The sequence below is a fragment of the Aquisphaera insulae genome, assembly GCF_011064615.1.
GTDB lineage: Bacteria > Planctomycetota > Planctomycetia > Isosphaerales > Isosphaeraceae > Aquisphaera > Aquisphaera insulae.
Map to the genome: position 1 here is coordinate 123,875 of NZ_JAALJH010000004.1, position 24,771 is coordinate 148,645.

The 24,771-nt window shown below is 68.0% G+C and carries 18 protein-coding genes; 9 read left to right on the plus strand and 9 right to left on the minus strand.

What is annotated here, in order from left to right; all coding sequences use genetic code 11:
• Positions 1 to 55: 55 nt before the first annotated feature.
• From G6O54_RS03930 to G6O54_RS03940, 3 genes are all read left to right on the plus strand, one after another.
• Entirely contained in the window at positions 56 to 1,120 is a 1,065-nt protein-coding gene (locus G6O54_RS03930; RefSeq protein WP_165220672.1) for a Gfo/Idh/MocA family protein, read from the plus strand.
• Between the two features lie 134 nt (positions 1,121 to 1,254).
• Positions 1,255 to 1,950, plus strand: a complete 696-nt coding sequence (locus tag G6O54_RS03935) for a Uma2 family endonuclease (protein ID WP_165220327.1) — start codon at positions 1,255 to 1,257, stop codon at positions 1,948 to 1,950.
• 95 nt (positions 1,951 to 2,045) lie between these two features.
• The gene (locus tag G6O54_RS03940; protein WP_165220329.1) at positions 2,046 to 2,990 is read left to right on the plus strand and encodes a lysophospholipid acyltransferase family protein; all 945 of its coding nucleotides are present in this window, start codon (positions 2,046 to 2,048) and stop codon (positions 2,988 to 2,990) included.
• A gap of 24 nt (positions 2,991 to 3,014) precedes the next feature.
• Here the strand turns inward: G6O54_RS03940 and G6O54_RS03945 are convergent, their stop codons facing one another.
• The 3 genes from G6O54_RS03945 to G6O54_RS03955 are packed head-to-tail and all read right to left on the minus strand — an operon-like array spanning position 3,015 to position 6,992.
• Entirely contained in the window at positions 3,015 to 4,541 is a 1,527-nt protein-coding gene (locus tag G6O54_RS03945; RefSeq protein ID WP_165220332.1) for a M16 family metallopeptidase, read from the minus strand.
• The gene (locus G6O54_RS03950; RefSeq protein ID WP_165220335.1) at positions 4,538 to 5,914 is read right to left on the minus strand and encodes a M16 family metallopeptidase; all 1,377 of its coding nucleotides are present in this window, start codon (positions 5,912 to 5,914) and stop codon (positions 4,538 to 4,540) included. The genes G6O54_RS03945 and G6O54_RS03950 overlap by 4 nt, the downstream gene beginning before the upstream one ends.
• A 43-nt stretch (positions 5,915 to 5,957) precedes the next feature.
• A complete protein-coding gene (locus G6O54_RS03955) occupies positions 5,958 to 6,992 on the minus strand; it encodes a ComEC/Rec2 family competence protein (protein WP_250846709.1) in 1,035 nt (344 codons plus the stop codon).
• 662 nt (positions 6,993 to 7,654) lie between these two features.
• On the opposite strand from G6O54_RS03955, the gene G6O54_RS03960 reads away from it, so the two are divergent.
• Positions 7,655 to 8,140 (plus strand): response regulator, encoded by a 486-nt coding sequence (locus tag G6O54_RS03960; protein WP_165220338.1) that lies wholly within the window; start codon positions 7,655 to 7,657, stop codon positions 8,138 to 8,140.
• A gap of 75 nt (positions 8,141 to 8,215) precedes the next feature.
• Here G6O54_RS03960 and G6O54_RS03965 read toward each other — a convergent pair whose 3' ends face one another.
• A complete protein-coding gene (locus tag G6O54_RS03965; protein ID WP_250846710.1) occupies positions 8,216 to 12,634 on the minus strand; it encodes an amidohydrolase family protein in 4,419 nt (1,472 codons plus the stop codon).
• Between the two features lie 824 nt (positions 12,635 to 13,458).
• Between G6O54_RS03965 and G6O54_RS03970 the strand changes: the two genes are divergently transcribed.
• Together G6O54_RS03970 and G6O54_RS38705 are read left to right on the plus strand one after the other, a co-directional pair.
• On the plus strand, positions 13,459 to 15,969 hold the full coding sequence (locus tag G6O54_RS03970) for a sigma-70 family RNA polymerase sigma factor (protein ID WP_165220341.1): 2,511 nt from the start codon (positions 13,459 to 13,461) through the stop codon (positions 15,967 to 15,969).
• Positions 15,966 to 16,337: a type II toxin-antitoxin system ParD family antitoxin gene (locus G6O54_RS38705; protein WP_165220344.1), complete on the plus strand. Its 372-nt coding sequence runs from the start codon at positions 15,966 to 15,968 to the stop codon at positions 16,335 to 16,337. The genes G6O54_RS03970 and G6O54_RS38705 overlap by 4 nt, the downstream gene beginning before the upstream one ends.
• Here G6O54_RS38705 and G6O54_RS03980 read toward each other — a convergent pair.
• The 3 genes from G6O54_RS03980 to G6O54_RS03990 all read right to left on the minus strand — a co-directional run bounded on the left by G6O54_RS03980 (position 16,247) and on the right by G6O54_RS03990 (position 19,733).
• The gene (locus G6O54_RS03980) at positions 16,247 to 16,654 is read right to left on the minus strand and encodes a hypothetical protein (protein WP_165220347.1); all 408 of its coding nucleotides are present in this window, start codon (positions 16,652 to 16,654) and stop codon (positions 16,247 to 16,249) included. The two genes, G6O54_RS38705 and G6O54_RS03980, sit on opposite strands and share 91 nt — an antisense overlap.
• A gap of 4 nt (positions 16,655 to 16,658) precedes the next feature.
• Positions 16,659 to 17,294 carry a hypothetical protein gene (locus G6O54_RS03985; RefSeq protein ID WP_165220350.1) on the minus strand — a complete coding sequence of 212 codons (636 nt, stop codon included), beginning with the start codon at positions 17,292 to 17,294 and terminating at the stop codon, positions 16,659 to 16,661.
• A gap of 63 nt (positions 17,295 to 17,357) precedes the next feature.
• Positions 17,358 to 19,733 carry a glycosyl hydrolase family 95 catalytic domain-containing protein gene (locus tag G6O54_RS03990; RefSeq protein WP_165220353.1) on the minus strand — a complete coding sequence of 792 codons (2,376 nt, stop codon included), beginning with the start codon at positions 19,731 to 19,733 and terminating at the stop codon, positions 17,358 to 17,360.
• 366 nt (positions 19,734 to 20,099) lie between these two features.
• On the opposite strand from G6O54_RS03990, the gene G6O54_RS03995 reads away from it, so the two are divergent.
• The 3 genes from G6O54_RS03995 (at position 20,100) to G6O54_RS04005 (ending at position 23,106) form a co-directional block, all read left to right on the plus strand.
• Entirely contained in the window at positions 20,100 to 20,267 is a 168-nt protein-coding gene (locus G6O54_RS03995; protein WP_165220356.1) for a hypothetical protein, read from the plus strand.
• 100 nt (positions 20,268 to 20,367) lie between these two features.
• Complete coding sequence (locus G6O54_RS04000; protein ID WP_165220360.1) at positions 20,368 to 21,813, plus strand: 3-keto-alpha-glucoside-1,2-lyase-like domain-containing protein; 1,446 nt, start codon at positions 20,368 to 20,370, stop codon at positions 21,811 to 21,813.
• Between the two features lie 87 nt (positions 21,814 to 21,900).
• On the plus strand, positions 21,901 to 23,106 hold the full coding sequence (locus tag G6O54_RS04005) for a heme-binding protein (protein ID WP_165220363.1): 1,206 nt from the start codon (positions 21,901 to 21,903) through the stop codon (positions 23,104 to 23,106).
• A gap of 21 nt (positions 23,107 to 23,127) precedes the next feature.
• Here the strand turns inward: G6O54_RS04005 and G6O54_RS04010 are convergent, their stop codons facing one another.
• Together G6O54_RS04010 and ispH are read right to left on the minus strand one after the other, a co-directional pair.
• Complete coding sequence (locus G6O54_RS04010; protein ID WP_165220366.1) at positions 23,128 to 23,709, minus strand: Npun_F5749 family FMN-dependent PPOX-type flavoprotein; 582 nt, start codon at positions 23,707 to 23,709, stop codon at positions 23,128 to 23,130.
• 74 nt (positions 23,710 to 23,783) lie between these two features.
• Positions 23,784 to 24,704 carry a 4-hydroxy-3-methylbut-2-enyl diphosphate reductase gene (ispH, locus tag G6O54_RS04015; protein WP_165220369.1) on the minus strand — a complete coding sequence of 307 codons (921 nt, stop codon included), beginning with the start codon at positions 24,702 to 24,704 and terminating at the stop codon, positions 23,784 to 23,786.
• Positions 24,705 to 24,771: the final 67 nt, after the last annotated feature.

Consider the following 24,771-nt stretch of genomic DNA (forward strand, 5'->3'; position numbering starts at 1 on the left):
GGTCCGAGATCGCCGGATCGTGGGAGTGACCGGCGGCGAGCAGGCGGAGGCATACATGGTCCAGCATGGCTTCGGGATCGTCGGCTGCGGGATGATCGCGGAGTTCCACACCCGCGCGATCTGCGACTTGCCGGGCGCGCGCGTGGTCGCCGCCTACAGCCGGTCGCGGGTGAACGCGGAGAAGATCGCGGCGATGGCCGGCGGCCACTGTCAGACCTTCGACGACCTGGACGCCATGCTCGCGACACCGGGCCTGGACGTCGTCTGCATTTGCACGCCGAGCGGCGCCCACATGGAGCCGGCCGTCCGAGCCGCCCGCGCCGGCAAGCACGTCGTCGTCGAGAAGCCGCTGGAGATCACACTCCCCAGATGCGACGCGATCATCGACGCCTGCGATGCGGCGGGCGTCCGACTCTGCACGATCTTCCCCTCTCGTTTCTCGCCCGCCAACCGCCGGCTCAAGGAGGCCATCGACCTCGGCCGCTTCGGACGCCTGACCCTGGGCGACACTCACGTGAAGTGGTGGCGAACCCAGGAGTATTACGACTCCGGAGGCTGGCGCGGGACCTGGTCGCTGGACGGCGGCGGGGCGCTGATGAATCAGGCGATCCACAACGTCGATCTCCTCTTCTGGCTGATGGGCGACGTCGCCACGATCGCCGCCCAGGCCGCGACCCTGGCCCACGAGCGGATCGAGGTCGAGGACACGGCCGTGGCGACCGTGCAGTTCCGGAACGGCGCCCTCGGGATCATCGAGGCGGCCACGAGCGCCTATCCCGGGCTCCTCAAGCGGACCGAGATCCACGGCGATCGCGGCTCGGCCCGGGTGGAGCAGGATGACATCACCCTCTGGGAGTTCCAGGAGAAGGTCCCCAGCGACAACGAGGTCCTGGCGGCGATAGCCGGCGCCACGGGCGACAAGGCCGGCGCCAGCGACCCCCGAGGCATCAACCACGCCGGCCACCGGGACCAGCTCGCTGACTTTCTCGCCGCCATCGACCACGGCCGAGCCCCGCTGGTGGATGGCCGCGAGGGGCGAAAGTCCGTGGAGATCATCCGCGCCGTCTACAAGTCCGCCCGCGAAGGCCGCACGATCGCCCTGCCATTGGTTGACGACTGACCGTCGGCCCGTCGGCTGCCCCCACCGCCCCGACCTCGAACCTCCCCTGGACGCATCGCCGGCAGCCGATACACTGGAATCGAGACGACGAGGACGGGCTTATCGAGCCCAGCCTCCCGCGAGCCGAGGGTGCCATGAGCAGGATCGTCTTGCCGAAGCCGCTCAACGAGGTCGTCTATCCCGACAGCGACGGTCGGCCGATGGCGGAAAACACGCGCCAGTTCAAGTGGATCGTCGTCATCAAGGAGAACCTCGAGATCCTCTACCGCAAGAAGGACGACGTCTTCATCGCCGGAGACCTCTTCTGGTACGCGGAGAAGGGGAACAACCAGGCCCGCACGGCGCCCGACGTCATGGTCGTCTTCGGCCGGCCCAAGGGAGACCGCGGCTCCTATCGCCAATGGGAGGAAGGCGGCATCGCGCCTCAGGTCGTCTTCGAGGTCCGTTCTCCCAGCAACGACGACGCCGAGATGGCCGCCAAATTCGACTACTACGACCGGCACGGTGTCCGGGAGTACTACGACCTGGATCCCGACACCGGCCGTCTCGCCGGATGGCAAAGGAAAGGGCGAGGTCTCAAGCCCATCGCGCGGATGGAGGGCTTCACGAGCCCCCTTCTGGATATCCGATTCGAATGTCACCCCGCTCCGGAGTACTTCAGGATCTTCGGGCCCGACGGCAGGCGGTTCCTGACCAGCGTCGAACTCGCGGATGCGAAAGAACAATCCGACCGGCGCGCCGAGATCGCCGACCGGCGAGCTGAGATCGCCGACCGGCGCGCCGAGCTCCTCGCCGCCAAGCTCCGGGAACTGGGCATCGACCCGAACTGACAGGCGACGGTCGACCCGAACCTTCAAACCATGCCGGGGGAAAGTCGCACCGGCGAGAATCACCAGGATGATGCGGTCGTCAACGGAGTGACCTCATGGCCCGTCGCAAGAAACACCGCCCCTGGCTCGACTACCTCGTCTACCTGGCCGTCCGAGCCGTCGTGACCACCGCCCGCTGCCTGCCGATCGGCGTCTGCTATCGGCTCGCGGAGCTGCTCGCGTGGATCATGTACAAGGTCGACGTCCGACATCGCGTCGTCGGCCTGGAGAACCTCCGCCTCGCCTATGGCGACGACCTGGACGAGACCCGCAGAGATCAGATCGTCCGCGGCGTGTATCGTCATTTCTGCATGATGATCATGGAGATCCTCCATACCTACGGACGGATGCACCTCACGAACTGGCGAGAGCACGTCCGGCTGGTCGGCCACGAACCGGTCCTCGATCGGCTGATCACCGGAGGGCCATTGATCCTGCTCACCGGGCATTACGGCAACTGGGAGATCGCGGGCTACCTCTTCGGGCTCTTCGGCTTCCCCACCTCGTCCGTCGCCCGGACGCTCGACAATCCCTATCTGGAGGCTTACCTGAAGTCGTTCCGCGAGTGCACGGGGCAGAGCCTCATCCCCAAGTCCGGCGGATACGACCAGATCCTCGAGGTGCTCCAGTCCGGACGGACGCTCTCCATGCTGGCCGACCAGGATGCCGGCCAGCGCGGGCTGTTCGTGGAGTTCTTCGGCCGGCCCGCGTCGACGCACAAGGCCATCGCGCTGCTCGCCATCGAGCACCGGGCCCCGGTGGTCGTCGGCGTCGCCCGCCGCGTCGGCCCGGGGTTCAAGTACGAGCTCCGCTGCGCCGACGTCATCGAGCCCGAGGAGTTCCAGGGAACCGCCGACGACGCCCGCCTGCTCACCCAGCGGTACACGACCGCCCTGGAGGGCCTGATCCGCCAGGATCCCTCCCAGTATCTCTGGCTCCATCGCCGCTGGAAGCACCAGCCGCAGCCCCGCAAACGAGCCGCGGCGGGCGCCCCCGCTTGAACGATCGCGGGACAAACCGGTCCGTCACTTCTCGAACATCTGGTCCACGGGTACGATCCGGACCTTGACGCCCTTGAGCGGGAACGCGGCGATCGTCCGGTCCTCGCCCAGGATCTCCTCGGGGGTCCCCTGCGTGTCGTAGGCGATGGGCGTCGGCGTGCCCGCGACCAGCAGGTCGCGAAGCTCCTCGGCGTTCTGGGCGACGATGGCGATCCGCATTCCCGCGGGCTTCAGGTGCCTGCGGACGGCCGCGTTGACCTGCTCCAGGGTGAGCTTCGGCAGCCGCTCCGCCAGCTCGGTCACGAGGTCCTTCTTGCCGTAGAATCCGCCGTCGATCTGATACCCGATCCGCCGCGAGAGCGTCTGCACCCAGAGCTTGCTGTAGTTCAGCAGGAATGATCTCGTCGCCTCGAACTCGGCCGGGCTCATCCCGTTCTCGACGAGCCGATGGTGCTCCCAGAGCGCCGCGCGGAGCGCGAAGACGGCCTTGTCCCGCGGGACCGGGCGGACCCACATGGAGAAGTACTGCTGCCGGCGTGGGTTATTCGGCACGGGGAAGGTGCTGCCCCCCTCCTGGATGAAGTCCTCGATGTACGAGTAGTCCCCGTAGTTCAGCCCGCGCTTGCCCCGCAGATCCTGCATCAGCTTCCCGTTGAAGGTCCGGTGCTCGCCCAGGAAGGAGTTGGCGACGGCGAGCGCGTAGAAGTCGTCGTCGGCCCGGGTCACGCCGATCGGGAAGCCGATCGAGATCGCCGTCGCCTCCGCCGGCTTGGAGACGATGGTCACCTCCAGGCCCTGCGGTGACTTCGGGACGGGCAGGGCCGTCGGCGCCGGCTGCTCGCCCCGGAGGCGATCGAGGTGATGCCGGATCTCGTCCAGCCCCGCGCCGTCGGAGCCGCCGGCCGCGACCACGGAGATTCGGCTCTTGTTGTAATACTTGCGATGAAACTCCTTGACGTCCTCGAGCGTGATCGACCTGAGGCCCGCGACCGTCCCGAGATCGGGGTGACCGTAGGGATGCCCTTCATAGAGGTCGCATTGCAGCGTCCACTTGCCGAGCTCCTCGTCGTTGTTGCCCCGTAGGGTCTTGGTCACGTAATCGAGGGCTTCGTTGCGGAGCCGCTCGAAATCCTCGGGCGCGAACCTCGGCGTGGCGATCAGCTCCCCGACGATCGGCCCATAGGCCTTCGCGTTGTCCCCGTGGATCGTGCCCTGGAAGACGGTCAGCTCCTTGCGACAGGCCCCGTCCAGCGAGGCCGCCATCGGGTAGAACTTCTCCAGGATCTCCTCGTGCGAGAGGGCCTTCGATCCCCCCTCGGCGACCATCGCCGCCGTGAGGGCCGCGAGCCCCTCCTTACCCGCGGGGTCGTCCTTCGAGCCGACGTGCACGACGAGGCGAAACGCCATCAGCGGGCTGGAGGGCGCGGGCACGAAATGCGACTCCGCCGCGGGCTCGTCGCGCGTCGTCGGCCCGGCGGCACGGGCGGCCGCGCCCAGGGCCGCGAGCCCGGCCAGGCAGAGCCCCGCGGCGATTCGGCTTCTCCGCGTCATGGCTTCTTCTCCGTCTCGAGGGTGATCGTCGTCTCATTCGTCGGGACGAAGTACTTCGCCGCGACGCGCTGGAGGTCGGCGGGCGTGAGCCGCTCGTAGCCGGCAAAGAGGTCGTTCATGGCGTCGGGCCGGCCGGTCGTCGCGATCGACTCGCCGACGGCCCGCGCCACGGCGTCCGGGCTCTTCAGCGAGCCGGCGTAGGCGTAGCGCAGGTGAGACTGGACCGCATCGAGCCGGGCCCCGGTGATGGGGCTCTCGGCCGCCGCCTTGAGCGCCCCGGCGATCCGCGACCGCACCGCCGGGAGGTCGTCGGAGGACCGCACGCGGGCCAGGATCGAGAAGAGCGCCGGATCCCGCCGGGCCTGCGAGTCGGCCATCAGCGTGACGACCTTCTGCTCCTTCAGCACCAGGTCTCGGTAGAGGGGGCTCGTCTCCCCGAAGACCGCCTGCTCGAGCGCCCCGAGCGCGGGGACGTCCGGGCTCGGCGGGTCGGCGGCCGGCATGTGATATCCCAGGAAGAGGATCGGCAGCGTGGGCACCGGCCAGGTCAGCTTCGCCGATCGGGGCTCCGCCTGGGGCGGTTCCGCGGGGATCTCGACCGTCGCCTTGCCGCGCTCCCAGGAGCCGTAGGCGGCCTTCACCAGCGCCAGGAGTGCGTCGTGTTTCACGTCCCCCGCCACGACGATCGTGCAGTTCTCCGGCCGATACCAGCGGTCGAAGAAGACCTTGCTGTAGGCGTACTGATTGGGCATGTCCTTGATGTCGGCCAGGAATCCGATCGTCGTGTGCTTGTACGTATGCCGGGTGAAGGCCGTGTCCGACATGGCCTCTTCCAGCTTCAGGAAGGGGGAGCTGGCGCTCTTGTTGTACTCGCCGAGCACGGCCCGGGCCTCCTTCTGGAAGGAGGGCTGGTCGTACTTCAGGTTGCGGAACCGATCGGCCTCGATCTCCACGGCCGTGGCCAGCGCCGTGGCCGGAACGGTCATGTGATAGCATGTCCAGTCCTCGGTCGTGAACGCGTTGGAATCCGCCCCCAACGACTTGAGGACGTCGTTGTACTTCTCCGCCGGGTATTTCTCGGTCCCGCGGAACATCATGTGTTCGAAGAAGTGGGCGAAGCCGGACAGGCCCTTCTCCACCTCGTTCCTCGAGCCGGTGCGGACCACGGTGTAATACGCGATGATCCCCGGCGAATCGAAGGGCACCGAGACGACGCCCAGGCCATTCTCGAGCGTCGTCCGGTGGATCGGGAAGGGGAAGATCGGCCGGCCTTCCGCCGGCGCGGCGGAGGCCTTGGCGGGCTCCGCCGCCGGTGCCGCACCGGTCGCCCCGGCGATCAGCACGCAGGCAAGGAATGCAAGTCCTCGTCGCATCGTCGATGTTCCCTCCGCTCCGGGCCGAGATCGGGTGATGTCGTCAGCGTGATTCGAACTCGCGCGTCGCGCCCGCGGCGCCGATCTGGACCGTGAACCGCTCGCCGCCCGGGCGTACCGAGACGTGGATGAACTCGCCCCCGTCCTGGCCGCGATTGGCGATCAGCTCGGCCGGTGCATTTTCCTCCGGCTTCGTCCCGGCATTGCGGTGGAGCTGGTAGGCCGCGCGGATCGTCGGGATCGCGCGGAGTCGTTCCACCGTCGCCGCGGAGCCTCCCTTCCTCGGCCCATTGTTCATGATCGCCACGGTCGGTGAGATCGTCTTCAGCAGGGCGGGGTTGTTCGAGATGTCCATCCCGTGATGGGTCACCTGGTAGAGATCGATCGGCCCGATCCGGTCGGACGGGCAGACGAGCGCCTGCTCCACGTTCCAGGTCAGGTCGCCGCAATCGAGGAAGTCGAACTTCCCGAACCTGAACCGCAGGACCAGGCTCCGCGCGTTGTCCGACTTGTCGGTCGGTTGCGGCGAAGGCGCCTCGGCGCAGGCCGGGTTAGCCGCCGAACCGGGAGCAGCGGGCAAAACCCTGCCGCCCGCGGCAAGGACCACGGCCTTCGTCTCGCCTCGAAGCGGCAGGGAGTCCCCCGGCTTCAGGGCGGTCCGTTTGCCCATCGAGGCCCGGCGATAGGCGGCCCCGAGCGGGTCTCTCTCCGACGGCCCTTCCGGGTAGTCGATCGCGGGATCGTGGTCCTCGGGCAAGCCCCGGTCCCAGTAGTGGCCGATCTCGACGAGCTTGCTCAGCCCGGAGACCCCGCCGAAATGGTCGACATGCCAGTGGGTCGTCACCAGGTGGTCGAGTCGCTCGCAGCCGGCCGCCCTGAGAGCCGCGACGATTCGCTTCGGATCGCGATCCTCGTTCCCCGGCCAGCCGGAGTCGATGAGCACGGACTCCCGCTCGGGCGTGACGATCAGGGTGGCGGCGCCTCCCATCACGTCGATGAAGTAGACGTCCAGCCCGCGACCGCCGTCCTCGGCCCGGGCCGGTAACACCAGGAAGAGCCAGGCCGTCCATCCCAGCAACCACGTCGGTCTCGTCGCGTGCCTCACGACCACCCCCAATTCCGACTGGGTTCCACCCGGACGCAAGTCTCCATGGCCCACATCCAAATCGAAATCCACGGTCCAGGTCGTGCCGATGGTCGCGGATCCCCGCATCATCCGCAAGAGTCGACCCGCCCGCCCGCCCGCCCCCACCGGACTCAATTCACCGATTGAAGTCGCCAAGGAACCATCGCTTCATGTCTCCACGGACCGAGCCCCCCTTGCGAACGTCGAAGCCATCACCGGGCGAGGGTACTCATCCAAGGTCGCGAAAAATCAACATAGAAACGGTGAAGAGTCGTCCCGAATCGGGATAGCCCACGTCATCACGAAATTGCTTTTCTGCGTTGAAATCGCTAACGGGACGGCGCTTAAGCGAACGAGGCCGCTTGGCGGCTGCGGCAAGGTCCTCCGGGCAGGACAAATGCGTGTCAAGTTGAGATTGCGGGAATCGATTATTCTGGCTACGGATTATCAATGCTCTCCACTGAAGGGTCGCGGCTTCGAAGAGAATCCGGTTACTAGGCTGACTCATGAAGTCATGACGGTCAGCTCGGTGCGATGTTGCCCCCGCCGGGTCTTGCCACGACGGTGGATCGACAGGGAAGGTTTGAGGTCCATCCGCTACAGGGAGTTTCGCCATGAGAGATCTCACGGTCCTGGCCGTGTCCGATGACGCGAGGTGGCTCGCGCGATTCTGGGCCGAGGTCCGCTGCTTCCCGGGCGCCCGGCTCGTCATCGCTCGGTCTCTTGCGGAGGGGGCCGAGCTGATCGACTGTACCGCCCCCGACCTGATCGCTGTCGATTGGCCGAGGTCGACGGACGGACGCCGGGCCGATGAGATGGACCAGCTCCTCTGGTCGAATTCAATCCTCCCCAGGCCGGCCACGGTCCTGGTCGCGGACGAACACTACGACGACCAGACTGCGTTGGACCTGTTCCGGGGGGGCGTGGATGAGTACATCAGCATGACGGAACATCCGAACAGGATCGCTTCGGTCGTGGGCCAATGGCTCGGTCGCAGCCCCGAGGTTTCCCCGTGGCGCGAAGAGGTCGGCCCCCGGACGACGGCCGGTCTGGTCCCCGTCCCGGCGACGGAGCCGGTCGCCGCCATGACCTCGGCCTGATTGTTTACGGAAAGGGGCGGGGGCGAGGTCAGTCGCCCCCCAAGGTGCGGCTCGTTCCGACAGCGAGGGTCGGCCTCAGCGGAGCGCCGGCGGTGTGGGGCGTGCGGCCGGCGTGCCGCCGGAGCCGGAACTCGGGTTCGTCGATCTCTCGAGTCCGAGCGGGGCTCTGCCCGCCTGCACGTCTTTCAGCCGCTCCTGGTATCTCGCGTAGAGTCGAGTGTGCCGGCTTTCCATCGGCTCGAAGCGGCCGTCGATGAACAGGGCGAGGACGCGTGTGGTCGGTTGCAGGAGGTGGCCGGCCGTGATGACGACGTTCGCTCGCTTGCCCGGATCCAGCGATCCGAGTTGATCGGCCACGCCCAGGACCTCAGCGGCGGTCAGGGTTACCGAGCGGACGGCGATGTCCTCGGGGAGCCCGAAGGCGGCCGCGGTCGCGGCCTCGAAAGGAAGGTTCCTGGGCCCCGCGGCGGCCAGAGAGCCGTCACGCCGGCAACTGAGCGCGAGCTTGACCCCCGCGGCGTGGAGCTTCGCCGGGTTGGCGTAGACCGAATCATAGGGTTCGTGCTCGTGGCGGAGCTCGTTGAGCACGCCCCCCACGATGACCGGTATGCCGGACGCCTTGAGTTCCTTCGCCACCTTCCATCCCTCGTTGGCCCCGGTGATCGCCGCCTTCAACTTCAGGTCCTTGGCGATGGCCAGGGCGTCGAGGATCTCCATCCTCTGATCGGCAGAGAAGATCACGAGCGCCTCTCCCTTCGCGTAGGGGGCGAGTGCGGCGAGCCGGATGTCGACGGGCGGAGGCGTGGTCCCTTTGGACCGGGCGGCGGCGACCGCATCGCCGTACCGCGCCGCCCGCTTGAACCAGGTGCGAATCAGCTCGAGCTGCTCCTTGCGCCGGGCCTGGGGATCCTCCTGGTTCTCGGGGCCTTCGCCGGGGGGCTGGCCCATGCCGGGTCGGCGGCGGGCGCCGTCGGCCGGCGGCGGGACATAGGTCGGGATGTTCACGCAGAGCGCCACGGCGTCCTTCACCACGAGCTCCCGGGGCACCCAGCCTCGGAGGTTGATCACGCAGCCCTGGCCCGCGATCAGGCCGCCCCCGGGCTCGACGAACGACGACAGCACGCCCGCGATCCGGGTGACGGGGATGTGCTCCGAGTCGGCCCGGAGCGCCGAGCTCGCCCGCAGCTCCGGATCGAACCGACCCGCGTCGGCGGAGTCCTGGGTCTCGGTCAGGCTGCCGATCTCCGAGAGGCCGATCGTGGTCCCCGCGTCCACCATGCCGGGCCAGACGTCCATCCCCTTCACCTCCACGATCTGGGCCTCGGCCGGGATCGGCGTGGAGGCCGCCGGGCCGACGGCCGCGATCTTGCCGTCGGCGATGATCAGGTTGCCGTCGGGGATCTCGGGGCCGGAGACCGGATGGATCTTCGCCCCTCGGAGCGCGACCAGCCCCTTCGGCTGCTCGGCCAGCGCGATCTCCGGCACCCTGGCCGGATCCGCCGGCTGGGGCATCGCCCGATGGTCGCCGGGACGGGCGCCATGCTTGCCGTCGGGCTCCGCACGCTCGAAGTAGACCTCGCCGTCGACGAGCGTGAGCTCACACCGGGAGAAGGCGTCGAACGGGTGGGCGTTGAACAGGGCGATGTCGGCATCCTTCCCGACCTCGATCGAGCCCAGCCGGCCGTCGAGGCCGAGCTGGCGAGCGGCGTTGATCGTGACCATGGCGAGTGCCTGCTGCTCCTTCATCCCGCCGTAGCGGACCGACTTGGCGGCCTCGAGGTTGAGATGCCGGATCAGCTCCTCGCTATCGCTCTTGATGCAGACATCCGCGCCGGCCTGGGCCAGGAGGGCGGCGTTCTGGGGGATCGCGTCGTAGGCCTCGATCTTGTAGGCCCACCAGTCCGAGAAGGTCGAGCTGCTGGCGCCATGGGCGGCAATCTCGGCCGCGACCTTGTAACCCTCGAGGACGTGCTGGAGGGACTGGACCCGAACGCCATACTTCTCCGCCGTGCGGAGGAGCATGAGGATCTCGTCGGCCCGGTAACAGTGGCTGTGGATCTTGATCGATCCCTCGAGGATCCGGGCGAGGGCCTCGAGCCTCAGGTCCTGGCGAGGAGGCGGGCCGACCTTCTTGCCGGCCTTGCGGTCCGCCTCGTAACGGGCCCATTCGGCGCGGTAGGCCCTCGCCTCGTCGAAGGCGCGTTCGAGCACCGACTCCACGCCCATCCGCGTGTTCGGGAACCGGCCGCGGGACCGCGTGACGTTCTCACCGAGGGCGAACTTCACCCCCTGGGGGGCGTCGCGGAGGATCAGGTCGCGGCCGGGTTGGCCGTACCGGAGCTTGATCACGGCGTCCTGGCCGCCGATCGTGTTGGCCGAGCCGTGCAGCAGCCGGGCCAGGGTGGTCCCGCCGGCGAGGGCCCGGTAGATCGTGGCGTCGTCGCCGATCACCACGTCCTTGACCCGGACCTCCGGGACGACCGAGAGGCTCATCTCGTTGACGCCCCCCTGGATCGCCATGTGCGAATGCGTATCGATGATGCCCGGCATGGCGACGAGCCCCGCGGCGTCGATCACGGCGACGCCCGGCTTCGCGGGCAGGTCCGGCCCGATGGCCGCGATCTTCCCCTTCTCCACCAGGATGGAGCCCTTCGCGATCGTCCCCTTGGTGACGGTCAGGATCGTCGCGTCCTTGATCAGGACGTTGCCGCCGGTCCTCGTCTTCGGCTTCCGATCGGCCTCGGTCTCGATGGCGACGTCCACGAAGGGCGCGGGCTTCTCGGCCGGCTTCGCCTCGTCCTTCTTGGTGTCCTTCGCCTTCGGCTCGTCGGCCTTCTTGCCGGCGTCCTTCGCCTTCGGCTCGTCGGCCTTCTTGCTGACCTCCTTGCGGTCGGGGCCGCCCGGGCCGCGTCCGCCCGGGCCACCGCGACGGCCGCCGGGTCCGCCCGGGCGATCGCCGCCCGCCGGGGCCTCGGACTCCTTGACCTCGAGCTTCTGGCCGTCGATCAGGGCGAGCTTGACCTTGGCGTTCTCGTCCAGGAACGGCGCCGAGAACGCGACGAGGTGTCCGAGCTTGCCCGGCTCGAGCGTGCCGAGCCGGCCGTCAAGGCCCGCGATGGCCGCCGCCTGCTTAGTCAGCCCCGCGAGGATTTGATCCTCGGTCAGCCCCTCCTTCTTGAGCGCCCGGAGCTGCGCGGCGAAGCGGTCAAGGCGATCGATCCCCTCGCTGCTGAACGCGAACGGGATGCCGGCCTTTGCCAGCGTCGCGGCCGTGCCCACGCGCTCCTTCCAGAGCTCGTGTCGATGATTCAGGAGCCGGAGAGGCTCGTCCTGCTCGGCGGCCGTCTTCTTGCGGTACTCCTCCTCGGTCGGGACCTTGGGCTCTTCGGGGAAGTCAAGGGTCAGGACCACGGGGACCCGTTCCGCCTTAAGCCGGTCGAGGACCTTGGGCGCCTCTCGGCCGCCGACGACGACGGCCGTGGTGCCGAACTCGGCGGCGAGGTCGAGCGCCCGGTGGATCTCATCTCGGGTCTGCGCCTGCCACCAGACCGGCAGCTTCCGGCCGGCCGCCCGGCCGAGTGCCACCAGCGCCGGGTCGTACGGGGCGCCCGGCCCGGAGGCATCGAGATCCATCAACCGTTGATGCCGATCGGCGTCGAGCATCGCCTGACGGAAGTGGGCGACCGCCCCCATGAGCGACCGCGGATAGGGGTTCTCGGTGCCGCCCTGCTCGCCCCCGGGGCGGCGACGCGGCCCCTGCTGCGGGCCGAAGGGCATACCCGGCTGGCCTCCTCCGGCGGGCGTGTCGGTGGGGGGAGAGACCTGGACGTGGAGCGCGACCGGCGTCTTGACGATCACCTCCCGGCGCGGGAGGCCGCTCAGGCTGACGACCGCGCTCTGGCCGGTGGCGATGGAACCGGAGGGCGCCGCCAGGATGTCCGTGAAGCCGAGCTTGCGATAGGGCAGGGCGGCCGAATCGGCGAGCTCCACGGCCGGCGCGACCTCGAATTCCGGCGTCAGCCCCCGCCGATTGTCGCCGGGCGTCGCGGCCAGCGGAGACTCGGCCAGGTCCACGAGCCGCCCCTTGCCGCTGGCCGACCGATCCACGCCGGCCTTCTGGGCGGCCGTGGTGTACAGGTCGAGGAACCCCGGGTAGACCACCAGCCCCTTGCCCTCGATCACCTCCGCATCGTCGGGGATGAGGGTCTCCTTGCTCAGCCCGACGGCTTCGATCGTCCCGCGACGGACCACGATCGTGCCCGGATCGAGGACCTTCCCGGGCGCCGCCACGATCTTCGCGTCCCGGATTGCATAGGCGGTCGGGAAGCCCTCGCGTCCCCCCGCCGGGTCGTCGTCGGCCGTCGCCCTTGCAATCATGGCCACGGCCAGCATCATGGCGGAGGCCGCCAAGGCGGCCGTCAGCCGAATCCGAAGAGTCGCGGGGCGGAACCACGAGGCGCGAGAGGGCTCGGCTCGTGCGGGGGATGGCTTCATGGGTATGACTCCGGCCGCGAGGGCGGCCATCGTGGTTGAGCGTCGAGAGCGGGCGAGATCATGCGACGTCGGACCGAGGAGAGGTCCGTAAGACTCTACCAGGGGCCCGAGGCAACGGGAAGGCCCGGGCACAGTTCCCGACCGCGAACGAAGCGCGCCGGACGGAAAGATGAGATTGGCTTTGATCGTTCATCGAACCTCACTGATTCGTCAGCCGTAAGTCATGCATCTATCAAGTCTTGACATCGAATCTCGAATTGGCTTTGATGGCGCGCCTGGGTCGCGTTTCGTCCCCGGTCCTGGCTCGGATCGGGGCATCGATACGGCCTGCTCCAGGCGACGGGAAGTCCGGTCATGCAGTCGGGAAGCCTGCCGGCGCATGGACGTTCGCTTTCGGGTTCGGCGTGAATCGAGCGCGCGGAATCTCGTCGTGCCTACTCAATAAGATCCCGAAAAAACGCTCGTGAGTTTCATGGTTGGCGGGAATTTTGAGAAATCGTGCGGCGCGACGCGGTCCACGTGGCGACGATCCGGTCTTCACCCTTCGATCCGGGTGCGACTCGCACTCACGATCCCCACGGATTCCTCAGACCGGGAGGAGGCCGGACGGGCCCGCGGTTGGCTCAGGAAGCTGGTGATAGTCCTTCCCGGCACGGTGCTGCTCGCGACCTGCCCCGACGCCCGCTACCGCGATGGACACAAGGCGGAGTGACCTGGCGGCCCAGGCTGGGAAATCCGCGAGATTTTCTTGGTTTCCTGTAGGGAATCGTCGTTCGCCTGCATGGGAGATCAGAGAGAAACGCAGGCACGATGGGGTTGATGCCATGAGGCCCGAGAGATCGCCGGACGTCCTGAGGCAGGTGCAAGCGCTCTTTGGACCGGGCGCGACCGCGGGGGTTTCGGACGCGGAATTGCTGGAGCGATTCGTCCTCCGGAAGCGGGAATCGGCCGAGGCGTTGGCGTCCGCCGAGGCCGCATTCGAAGCGATCGTGGCGCGGCACGGGCCGATGGTCCTGGGGGTCTGCCGCCGGGCCCTGAACGCGCCGGCCGACATCGACGACGCGTTTCAGGCGACATTCCTGATCCTGGTCCGCAAGGCCGGCTCGGTCCGCGTGGACGGCTCGCTCGGCCGCTGGCTCTACGGCGTCGCCCGCAAGGTCGCGGCGCGAGCCCGAATCCGGGCCGAACGGCAGAGGGGCCGGACCTGCTCGCTGATCGACGACCCCGAAGCACCGGCCGGCGCCTCGAATCGGGATGAACGATTCGGTATCCTTGATGAGGAAGTGGCAAGCCTTCCGCTCCGGTATCGGACGCCCGTGATCCTCTGCCATTTCGAGGGCCTGACCCAGGCCGAGGCCGCGGCCCGGCTGCATTGCCCGGTCGGCACGGTCAGCGGCCGGCTGACTCGCGCCCGCGGCATGCTCCGCCAGCGGCTCGTCCGCCGCGGGCTGGCCGTGAGCGCCGGGGCACTTGCGAGTGACTTCGAGATCGGCGCAGCCCGGGCCGCGGTTCCGCAAGCCCTCGCCACCTCGACAAGTCGGGCCGCGGCAGCGCTGGCCACGGCCGGATCCTCGCCCACCGGGATCGTCTCGGCCGCAGCCCTATCGCTGATGAACGAGACCGCCCGCGCCGTGTCCGCCGTCCGGCTCGGCCTGGCCGCCGCAGTCGTGCTGGCCTTGAGCCTGGCGGGGTACACCGTAACGACGGTGCGGGGCCAGTCGTCCGCTCCGCCGCGGATTGTTCAGGAGAACGATGGATCGTCCGCTGGGGCCGCCCCGACGAAAGGCACGACTCAACAAACCTCCCCCAGCGCCGACGCGGGCGAACGACCGGGACATCGACCGGCGGATGAGATCGTCGCGGAGCTGGACGCCACGGTCAGGGCCTCGGAGGGGAAAACACCGCAGATGGCGAATCTGGCGCTGGAGCGTCGAGAGGGCGTTTATCGACAATTGCAGGAGAAGCTCGCGACTCTTGCGGAAGAGCTGTACACTCACTTCCCCGAGGATCCGCGACTCGGCAAATACCTGCCGGAGCGCTGGGCCGCATTGAGATATTCCAGCCGCGACTCCCTGGCAAGGGATGAGATCGCGAGGGAGCTGAGATCCACTAGCAACCCCGCCCTGCATGCGTCGGCCCTGTATTTCGACGCCGCAATCCGCTATCAGGACGGTCCGATCGACAGCACCTCCGCCGTGGCACTCGCCGATCGATTCGCCGCCCAGGTCCCGGGCGATCCTCGAGCGGCGAGCCTGCTTCGGCAAGCGGCCCTCCAGGTCGACTACGCCCGGAACGCCCGGCTGGGATGGCTCGTCGCATGCCTGCTGGTGCTTCGCCTGGTCCTGCTCAACCGGCGAAACCTGAAGCTGGCGTGGCGTTCGACGGTGGTGCTCCTCGGCCTGGCCTGCGCGAGCGCGATCGGGATCGCTCTTTTCGCCCCCGGGGGCCTTCCGGCGGTCACCGCGAAGGTCTACAACGCGGCGATTGACCCACAGCGCACGCAACGGGTCATGATGATGGCTGGGCTCTTCGAGATGGAATTCCGCAAGTGCCTCCAGGACATGCCAGGTCTTCACGAATCCCTGCTATTGCTCTCCCTGAGCCTGGCGACGACCCTCGGCCTGCTGGCGATCCTGGAGCGGCGGAGAGGGCCCGACGCCCCAGACGGCCAGCCTCATTCCGTCCGCCGGATCGCGGCTATTCTCCTGGCAACGCTGAGCGCCTTCTGCCTGGCCGATGCGGGACGCATGGAGATCTGGAAACACGTAATCTTGAACCGGGTGACCAGCCAATTCCCCGACTCCTTCTCGGGCCGTCTCATCCATGGCGAACGGCGGCAGGCCCACGCAATCGGCCAGCCGTTCGAGCTGGAATTCACCGATGTGATCTCGGGGCGACGGGTCTCGATGAGGGACTTACGCGGCAAGGTCGTGCTCATCGACTTCTGGGCGACCTGGTGCGGACCCTGTCTCGGCGAGATCCCGAACCTCACCGAACTCTACGACCGCTACCATGACCGCGGATTCGAGATCGTGGGCGTCAGCCTCGACAATGCGGAAGACGAGAACGGCCTTGAGGATCTCAAGAGAACCCTGGCCGAGAAGAAGATCCCTTGGCCGCAGTACCATCAGGGAATGGGCTGGGGCGAGAGCATCAGGACGGGCAAGTCCACGGACACCTTCTCCGAGTCCTGGGGCATCTCGATGATCCCCACATATTTCCTGATCGACGCCGACGGCCGGCTCTATTCGACCGAAGCCCGCGGGAAGCTGGATGACCTGGTGCCTCGCCTGCTGGACGCCCGGGACCAGAACCGTGGTGGAGATCGTCGATGAGGGATGTGACCTCGGCCAGAGCGGTTCCGTTCGTCGTCGACAAGGTCGGGAGCGGGTCAATTCAGACGGCGAGCGAGGTCATCCGAGATGGCCTGAGGCTCCTCAAGGAAAAGAAGACGGGAATCAGGCCAGGACGCGGTCGCCGGACGGCGCCGACTCGGATCCCGAGCCGGGATCGGGGCTCCTCGGGAGCACGAGGCTCCTGCCGAGTCGGGAGAGGCCATGGATTGGGGGACAGGAGCCGTCACAACCGCGCAAGAGATCCCGAACGAGCCCGTCATACCATCAAGGGCGAGCTTTTCACCGCCTCTCGGCCCCCATACCACCATCTCCAGAAGACGACCGCTCCGAATGCCCCCAGCGCGTAGTACATCACGTCTTGATGGTCGGCCTTGCAGTACGCGGAGAAGAGCGTCGTCCGGGGCAGGGCGACCTCGAAGACCCACGACCAGATCACCAGCGGCGCGGCGATCTCGAGGACGTCCGGCGGGCCGTCGTGGCGACGGACTCCCAACCGGCGCTCCATCCAGACCATGATCGGCACCCAGAAGGGGATGCAGATCAGGTCGTTGAGGTGGTCGTGGACAAACCCTGAATCCAAGATCGCCTTGAAGACCCATCGGTTGATGAAATAGGTCGTCAGGCAGACGAGGAACAGCGGGTCGCGGAGGTAGCGGAATCGCACGGCGTCAGTGTCCGCTCGGGTAATGGATTGCCGCCATGATCAAGGCCATCAACAGGGCCGCGGCCGAAGTGATGACGACCCAGACCGCAAACCCGATCCCTCGGTGCGACTGCGAGACCTGAAGGCACGCCAGGCCCGCGAATCCGCCCGCCAGAACGCTCGACCAAAGTATCCCGCGAGTCGGCAAATCGAATACGAACTGCCGGAACGTGATCGGATCGATGGGTCGTCCCGTGGACTTCGGGTAGACGTCCGCATCCAGCCCGTAGCCGCCGGGCCTGCCGTCATTGCCCGGCCAGAAGAGGGTGTAACGATCTCCCTCCGCCTGATAGTGATACGGGATCGGCCCCGCGCCCAGTGGCCGGCCCTGCGAGTCCAGCTCGAACCGCTCCTTCCGCTTCACGATGTCCAGCTCGGCAAGACTTGCAGGGAGGTGGCCGCTCACCTTGCGGTGAGCCTCGATCGCCTGTTCGAGCAGGTCCATCTGGGCCTGTGTTTGCCCCAGGTAGGAACGATAGGGATAGACGCCGCGATTGCCGCGATAGGCGATATCGAAAGCCATGGCCGAGACGATCAGGCCGACAAGCAAGGCGACGAATGGCTGGCTGGTCGGGCCATCACATCCTTTTCTTGACTCCATGATTCACGCTCTCGGATGGTGGAGAAGGCCGAAGCCCACCCGGCCGACGGATGGAGCGGACTCCTACCGATCGACGGGCCGGGCGGCATTGCTGGGCGCGGCGGGGGCGTGCTCCGGCTTCTCGAACCGGGCCTCGATCGCCTCGCCGGACTTCAGGGGGATCTCGTAATTGTCGCCGACCTTGGTGACGCCCGGCCGGCTCCAGCTCGGGGCACGGCCGCCGAAGTTGTCGCGGATCCGGATCGTGCCCAGGGGGCCGGCGACGACGCGGAACCAGGTCGTCGCGTTGTTCTCCCGCCGGGCCGAGACGCGGTGCCCCCCCTCGGTTCGAAGGTCCTCGAAGGACGCGTCGTGCCACCGCCAGGGCGTGGCCGGGAAGACTCGCAGGACCTCCGTATCGCGGATCCCGGGCGTCGGGCTCCAGCTCTGAAGGAGCATCTCGTGGACGGCCGCGGCGGCGAGCATGTTCCCCTCGAGCGTGAACGGCCGGTAGGTGAAGTTGCTGAAGCCCTGCTTCGTCTGGTCGCCGTTGGCGTGGAACCCGTTCCGGAGCAGGAATGCCTTCACGAAGATGTCCAGGTTCCGCACGGCCGCCTCGCCATCGCCCGTCCGGGCTCGCAGCGCGGACATCCAGGTGAAGCTGTACCCGCACCACTCCTTGGTGCCGAGCGAATCCCATTGGTCGAGGCTGGCCTTGATGACACGCCGATCGGCCTCGCTCCCCTCGATGGTCAACAGGTTGAAGGGATAGAGCCCCATGAGGTTGGTAAGGTGGCGATGGCTGGTCGTCAGGTCCTCGCGGGCGTCGAGCTTGAGCGCGCCCGCCGGGTTGACGTGCCAGCCGCCGAGTCCCCTCGCGGCCTCTCGCCATTTGGCGGCGTCGGCGGGCTCGCCCGCGGCATCCGCCATCTCTCTGAGCGAGAGGAAGAGCATCTTCAGGCAGCCGATGTCGAAGTTCGTGTTCGGCCGAAGCCAGGCCTCGAGGCGGTTGTCGTGGATCTCGGGAGAGGATGAGAGGGGCAGCACCAGCACGCCCTGGGCATCGGGCTTGAGGAGGGCCCGGACGCTCTCCCCGATCTCGCGGCACCAGGGATAGGCCCGCGACTTCAGGAAGGCATCGTCCGCCGTGTAGCGCCAGTGAAGGTAGAACAGGTGGGCGACCCAGGGTCCCATCGTGGGCGAGAGCGAATACTGGCACCAGCCGGCCAACGGGTCGCCGGTCAACGACATCACGCCCGGGACGTTGGCGCCCGGCGTCCCGTAGAACTCGCGGGCGAACTTGCGATATCGCGGCAGCAGCTCCACGTTGAGGTCGAGGAAGCTGAGGCCCTCCTCGAAATGGCCCGCGCCTTGATATCCCATGTAGCTCATCTGGGTGTTCAGGTCGTTGTGATAGTCCCCCTTCCAGGGGGGCAGCGATCCGGCATCAGCCGTCCAGACCCCTTGCAGGGGCATGGGCGGAGCACCGCGCCGCGAGGCAGCGCCGTAGAAGTAGCGGACGAGGTCGTACTGCCGCTGGATCTCGGGCTCGGGGATCCGGACGTTCGACCGGGACCAGAAGCGCGACCACCATTCCGCATGTGGCGCGAAGCTCGCCTCGTAACCGCGTTCGAGCGACTCTGCGACCCGGCGGCGGGCGATCGCCAGGGGATCGGGTCCATCCTTCGTCGAGGTGACCGTGACGGCCAGCAGCGTCGCCCCGTCGAGTTTCCGGCTGCCGACGCAGACGCAGTAGATTAGGGGGCCGGCCGTCTCCTGCACGAACCAGTGCGTGCCGCCGTCCCGGCCGGTCCGCGCGGGAGGGTAGCCGAGCTTCGAGACCGCATGGCTGCTGGGTCCCGTTTCTCCGCGTCCGCTTCCCGGCACACGGAGGCGTATGTCCTTCGGCTCCGCGCCCGCGACTCGGAGCAGGGCGACGGGTGCCGCCGCGCTGAAGAAGGCCCGGCACTCGCCACCGGATCCCATCACGGCACGGCCCTCGGCGGCCGCCAGGTCCAGTTCGAATCGTTCGAGGGTCCGGGACGAGTCCAGCTCGATCTCGAGGCGGCCGGCCGGGATCTTCGTGGGGGTGGGATGGTCGTACGGAGCATCGGTGAGTCGCGCGATCTCGGCGGCGTTCTTCTCGGCGACCAGTTTCTGCAGGTTCGCATAGGTGAACCCCGGCTCGTGGACCTGGGGAGCGGTCCGAAGGTCCCAGAGGTCGCCGCGGTCGAGCGACAGCCGAAGCTGATGGCCGTCGCCCCAGAGCAGGCCCCCCAGCAGGCCGTTGCCGAGCGGGATCGCCTCGTCCCAGGTCGCGATCGGGGCCGTAAGGACCAGGTTCGACGAGGCGTCGGGCGGGGTTGCGTTCGCTCTCGGTCTCGATACGGTCAGCATCAGCAACGCCGCCCTGACGAGGAGCTTCAGCCCAGGCAGCCCGATGCCTCGTGATGGATTCATGATCATGCGACTCTCAAGGAAGCTCGGCCCACGACCGACCGGACCGCTCGCGGCCATTCTCCGTCGTCCACCCGAGGGTCGCAAGCTGCGGCCGGCGGACGATCGTGTTAGGCTGGACTCGCTCGTGCCCGTGGCGACGAAAGAGCAGTTACCTCGAAGATCGCGGCGAGGCGATCACGTGCACGAGTCACACAGGAGCAGCAAGTGGCTCATCCAGTACGAGGCGGCTCCCATCCTCTCAGGCCCGGCGGGTCTGCGATATGATGACGAGGGGCTCTTCCAACTGCTCGGGCGGGGAGAAGCCATGATGGATTCGCCGATTCTCCGAAAGCTCCAGATAGATGGAAGAACGAGGTCGTGGCCCGAATGACCACCGACATTCTCGTGACAAGCTTCGGTACTCGGGCTCGGTCGATGAGTGCCGGTCTCGCGGGAATTCAGGATGAAAAACAACTCGAGGCCTTGCATGGCCTGGCGGTGACCTGCGCGGACCTGAAGGAATTCCGCGCTCGCCTCCGCGGCGAGAAGCCCTGATCGAGCCGATTGCCCTCCGCGAGCCCTCCTGGCAGACTGGGGTCATGTGCCTGCCCGGATCGGGCAAGGCATCGACTTGCAGCCGCGGAGGAGGATCGCGATGAGACGCAACGCCTGGGGGATGGCCGCCGTGCTGGCGGGGCTGATGGCCTGGGGGATCGAGGCCCGCGGGCAGTCCGCGGCGGACTTCGCGCAAACGGCGGCTTACGTCGCGGCCCAGCAGAATTCGGACGGGGGATTCGCACCGGCGCCGGGGCAGCCCTCGACGCTCGGGGCGACAAGCACGGCGATCCGGACGCTCGGGTTTGTCGGCGGCTCGGCCCCGGACGTGGCGGACTGCATCAAGTTCGTCAAGGCCTGCCGCGTCCCCGGCAAGGGGTTCGCGGCGACACCGGGCGGCGAGCCCGAGGTCGTCGTGACCGCGATCGGCCTGATGGCGGCGGTCGAGTTGAAGATTGTCGACGAGGCCTTGGTCGAGGAGGCCGTCGCCTTCTTCGGCGAGCAGGCGAAGAGCTTCGAGGATGTCCGGATGGCCATCGCCGGGCTCGAGGCCGTCGAGGCGGATTCTCCGGACTTCTCCAAGTGGTCCCAGCGCATCGAGCAGATGCGCCAGCCCGACGGCTCGTTCGGAGAGGGCTCCTCGAAGGCATTCGCCACCGGCGGAGCGGCCGCGGCGATCCTTCGAATGCGCCTGCCGCTGGACCGCAAGGAGGCTGTCGTCGCCGCGCTCAAGGCCGGCCAGCGACCCGAGGGGGCCTGGTCGAAGGACGACGGGCCGCCCGATCTCGGCAGCAGCTACCGGATCATGCGGGCCCTCTACATGCTCAAGGAGAAGCCCGACGTCGAGAAGCTCGTCGGCTTCATCGCCCGCTGCCGCAACGCCGACGGCAGCTACTCCGGGACTCCCGGCGGCCCTCCCAGCCTGGGGACGACTTACAACGCGGCGATCATCCTCCACTGGCTCCGGGCCCTCGACAACAAGCCCCCCGTCCTCGAGGCCTCGACCTTCGCGCCCCTGTTCAGCGGCACCGACACGACGGGCTGGGAGGGGAACTCCTCGCTCTGGTCGGCGCACGACGGCATCCTCGTGGGCAAGTCGCCGGGCATCGATCACAACGAGTTCCTCGCCCATCGCGAGCGCCAGGGGGATTTCATCCTCTCGCTCTGGTTCCGCCTCGTCGCCGGCAAGGGCAACAGCGGCGTCCAGTTCCGCAGCGTACGCGTCCCGGGCACCGAGATGTCGGGCTATCAGGCCGATATCGGCGAGGACTACTGGGGCTCGCTCTACGACGAGTCGCGGCGGAACAAGACCCTGGTGAAGGCGACCCCGGAAGCCCTCAAGCCCCTCAAGAAGGAAGGCTGGAATCACTACGTGGTCTACGCGATGGGAGACCGCGTGACCCTCTACCTCAACGGCTCGACCACCGCCACCTATACCGAGCCGGAGGCCGAGATCGCCCGCGACGGCCTGATCGCCGTCCAGATCCACGCCGGCGCACCGATGGAGGTCCACTTCAAGGACCTGCTCGTCCGCCCGTTGCCGTGATCGGCTGAGATCGCGGCGCGATTTGTGCCTGGATAGCTCGACGCGGTCGACGTCGAATCCCCCAGCCGGGAAACGGGAGCCTCCACGATGATCCTCGCGAAGATACGCCCCGATCGAGTCCTTTCCGCACTCCTCGTGCTGGCCGCCCTTCACGGGATGGGATCGTCGCGACCGGCCGGCGCGCAGGTTCGAGAGCCCGAGGTCCAGGGAGGAGGGCCACGGCGGCTCTCGCCTCCCGAGATGACCACGGTCCCGTCCGACATCCGCGACGGCGCGGGGATGTTCTCGGAGGACGCCGAGAAGCAGGCCCGGGCGGAGCTCGGACGGATCGAGAAGCAGACGGGCTCGCCCGTGCTCATCCAGACGATCGACTCGCTCGATGGCGAGAAGATCGACCAGGTCGCCGCTCGCCTCGCCCGCCGCGCGGGGACCCAGGGGATCTTCGTCCTCGTGGCCCGAAAGGACATGAAGCTCGAGGTCCTCCCCTCGACTCGTTACGCCGAGGCACTGAACCGGCCGGCACGCGACAAGGTCCGCGCAACCTTCATCGAGAGCTTCAGGAAGCGACGCTTCGACGAAGGGCTCGGCCGGGGAATCGAGGCCCTCGAGGCCGAGCTGACCGCGGCGAAGAAGCTCGGCAAGGTCCCGCCGGGCGAGATGCCCGAGCCGTCCGGCGAGAGCACCCGGCCCGGGAGCTTCCCGCCGACCGAGACCGCGATGCCCGCCGCCGTCCCTTCGTCCGGCCGGGCCGACCCGCACCGTGCCGAGGCCTCCACGGGTGCGCCCCAGGCCGCGAGCTCTCTCGTGATCCGAAACCAGACCAGGCTGACCCTCGAAGGAGCCCGGCTGATCATCGCCGCGGCCAAGGGGAAGGCGATCGAGATGAACCTGAAGGTCAACGTCGCGGTCGTGGACGACGGCGGCCACCTCCTCAGCTTCGATCGCATGGACGGAGCACGGACGGTCAGCGCGTACACGTCGATCACCAAGGCGACCAGCGCGGCGACCCTGCGGACGGCCACCGGGCCGATCCCCTCGGGCACGAAGGAACCGGACCCGCTGCTGAACCTGGGCCTCCAGCTCTCGGCCCAGGCCAGCGGGGGGACCCTGTCGACGCTCCCGGGGGGCGTCCCCCTCGTGATTGACGGCCAGGTCATCGGCGCCGTGGGCGTGGGCGGCAACTCGGGCGATCAGGACGCCGAGATTGCCCGCGTGGCCGTGCAGGCATTCGTCGACGCCGTCCAGAAGCCGCAGCCTGCACCGGCGACGCCGAGCGAATCGAAGAAGCCCTGAGTTTCCGCCCGAACGCAGGGCTCAGGGGTTGATCTCCGCCGCCGACCATCGCCCGTATTCGTCCCGCTTGTACTCCCAGCGATGCTGGGGATTGCCGACGAGCTCCAGGTGGTCGACCTCGCTCACGTCGAGCACGAGGAGGCCGAAGTGGGGGAGCGGCTCGAGCGGGTCCGGCGGGACGGTGGGGAACGGTGCCAGCGGCACCCGGGCGCGCCCGGGGTCGGGCCAGGTGTAGGTCAGGCGGGACTCGGCGGACATCTCCCGCCAGGTGGCGACCCGCACCTCGAGCAGCTCCCGGTCGGTCGTGGACTCGTCCACGACCGAGAGGGGACCGCCGAGCCGGAATTGCTCGCGAGTGACGTGGAAATACCAGCAGGCTTCGCCCCAGGGCGAGGCCCCGATCTCCGTCCATTTTCGCGCCCGGGAATCGGTCGCGAAGATGAGCCGGGCCCCGTCCTCCAGGAACCCTCGCCAGACGATCGTCCGGACGGCGGGCCGGCCATCCTCGCGCACCGTCGCAAGCTGGACGAACCGCGCCTGCGGCGACTGCCGGTTGCGATGGAGGGCCAGGTCCAGGGACGGACGCCAGAGTTCGGTCGACATGCCCCGATTCTCTCGAATCACGGGCCGGTTCGGTAGTCCCCACCGGTCGCCCGATCCCGCCCCGAATGCCCCAATCAGGCGAGGGCATCCGAGCGGACAAGCCCGGGATCGGCCGGGCAGCAGTCCGCGGGCAACGGCCCGTTCATCCGGGTCCCGATCTGGACCAGTGCCCGATGAACCTCGTCAATGGTCCGGTCGAGCGTCGAGGTCCCGGCCGTCAACCCGACGGAGGCGAATCCCGCGAGCCAGCCCTCGTCCAGCTCGTCCGCCGACGTCACGAGCCGCGCCGGTCTCCCGCGGAGATGGCACAGCTCCAGGAGCTGTCGCGTGTTGTTCGACGATCGACCACCGACCACCACGACCGCGTCGACGCGGTCGAGCAGGCGTTCAAGCGCCCGCTGATGATCCTTCGTCGGCTGACAGACCGTGTCCACGAAGCGGATCTCCGAGTCCGGGTTGCACGCGGCGATCCGCCGGCGAAGCTCGGCCGCGCGGCTCTCCGGCGTCGTCGTCTGACAGACGATCCCCAGCCTGGGGAGGCCGAAGTCGCGGACGTCGGCCTCGTCCTCGATCACGTCCACCCGCTCCAGGTCCTCCACGACGCCCCGGACCTCGACGTGCCCCTTCCGGCCCAGCACCAGGACGTGGTATCCCTCCTCATGCAGGTTCCTCGCCGCCAGGTGGACGCGGATCACCAGCGGGCAGGTCGTGTCGAGTAGCTCGTTTCCGGCCGCCTCGAGCCGCGTCCTCTCTCGATCGGAAATCCCATGCGCCGTGATCAGGACGCGGTGCCCCCGCGGCAGCTCTGCCGTCGATCGTTCCGCCTCCCTCCGGATCGCGAATCCCCGGCGCTCCATGTCGCCGAGCACGACCTCGTTGTGCACGAGTTCGCCGTGGACGATCACCCCGCCGGGGTCGCCAATCCGCTCGACCACCCGCAAGGCGTCGCGGACCCCGAAACACATCCCCAGGACCTCCGCCCGAATCACTCGCATCGTTCGCCTCCCGTTCGACGGCCGCTCGGAATCCTCGTTAACTTTGCGATACAAAGTAAACAGACGT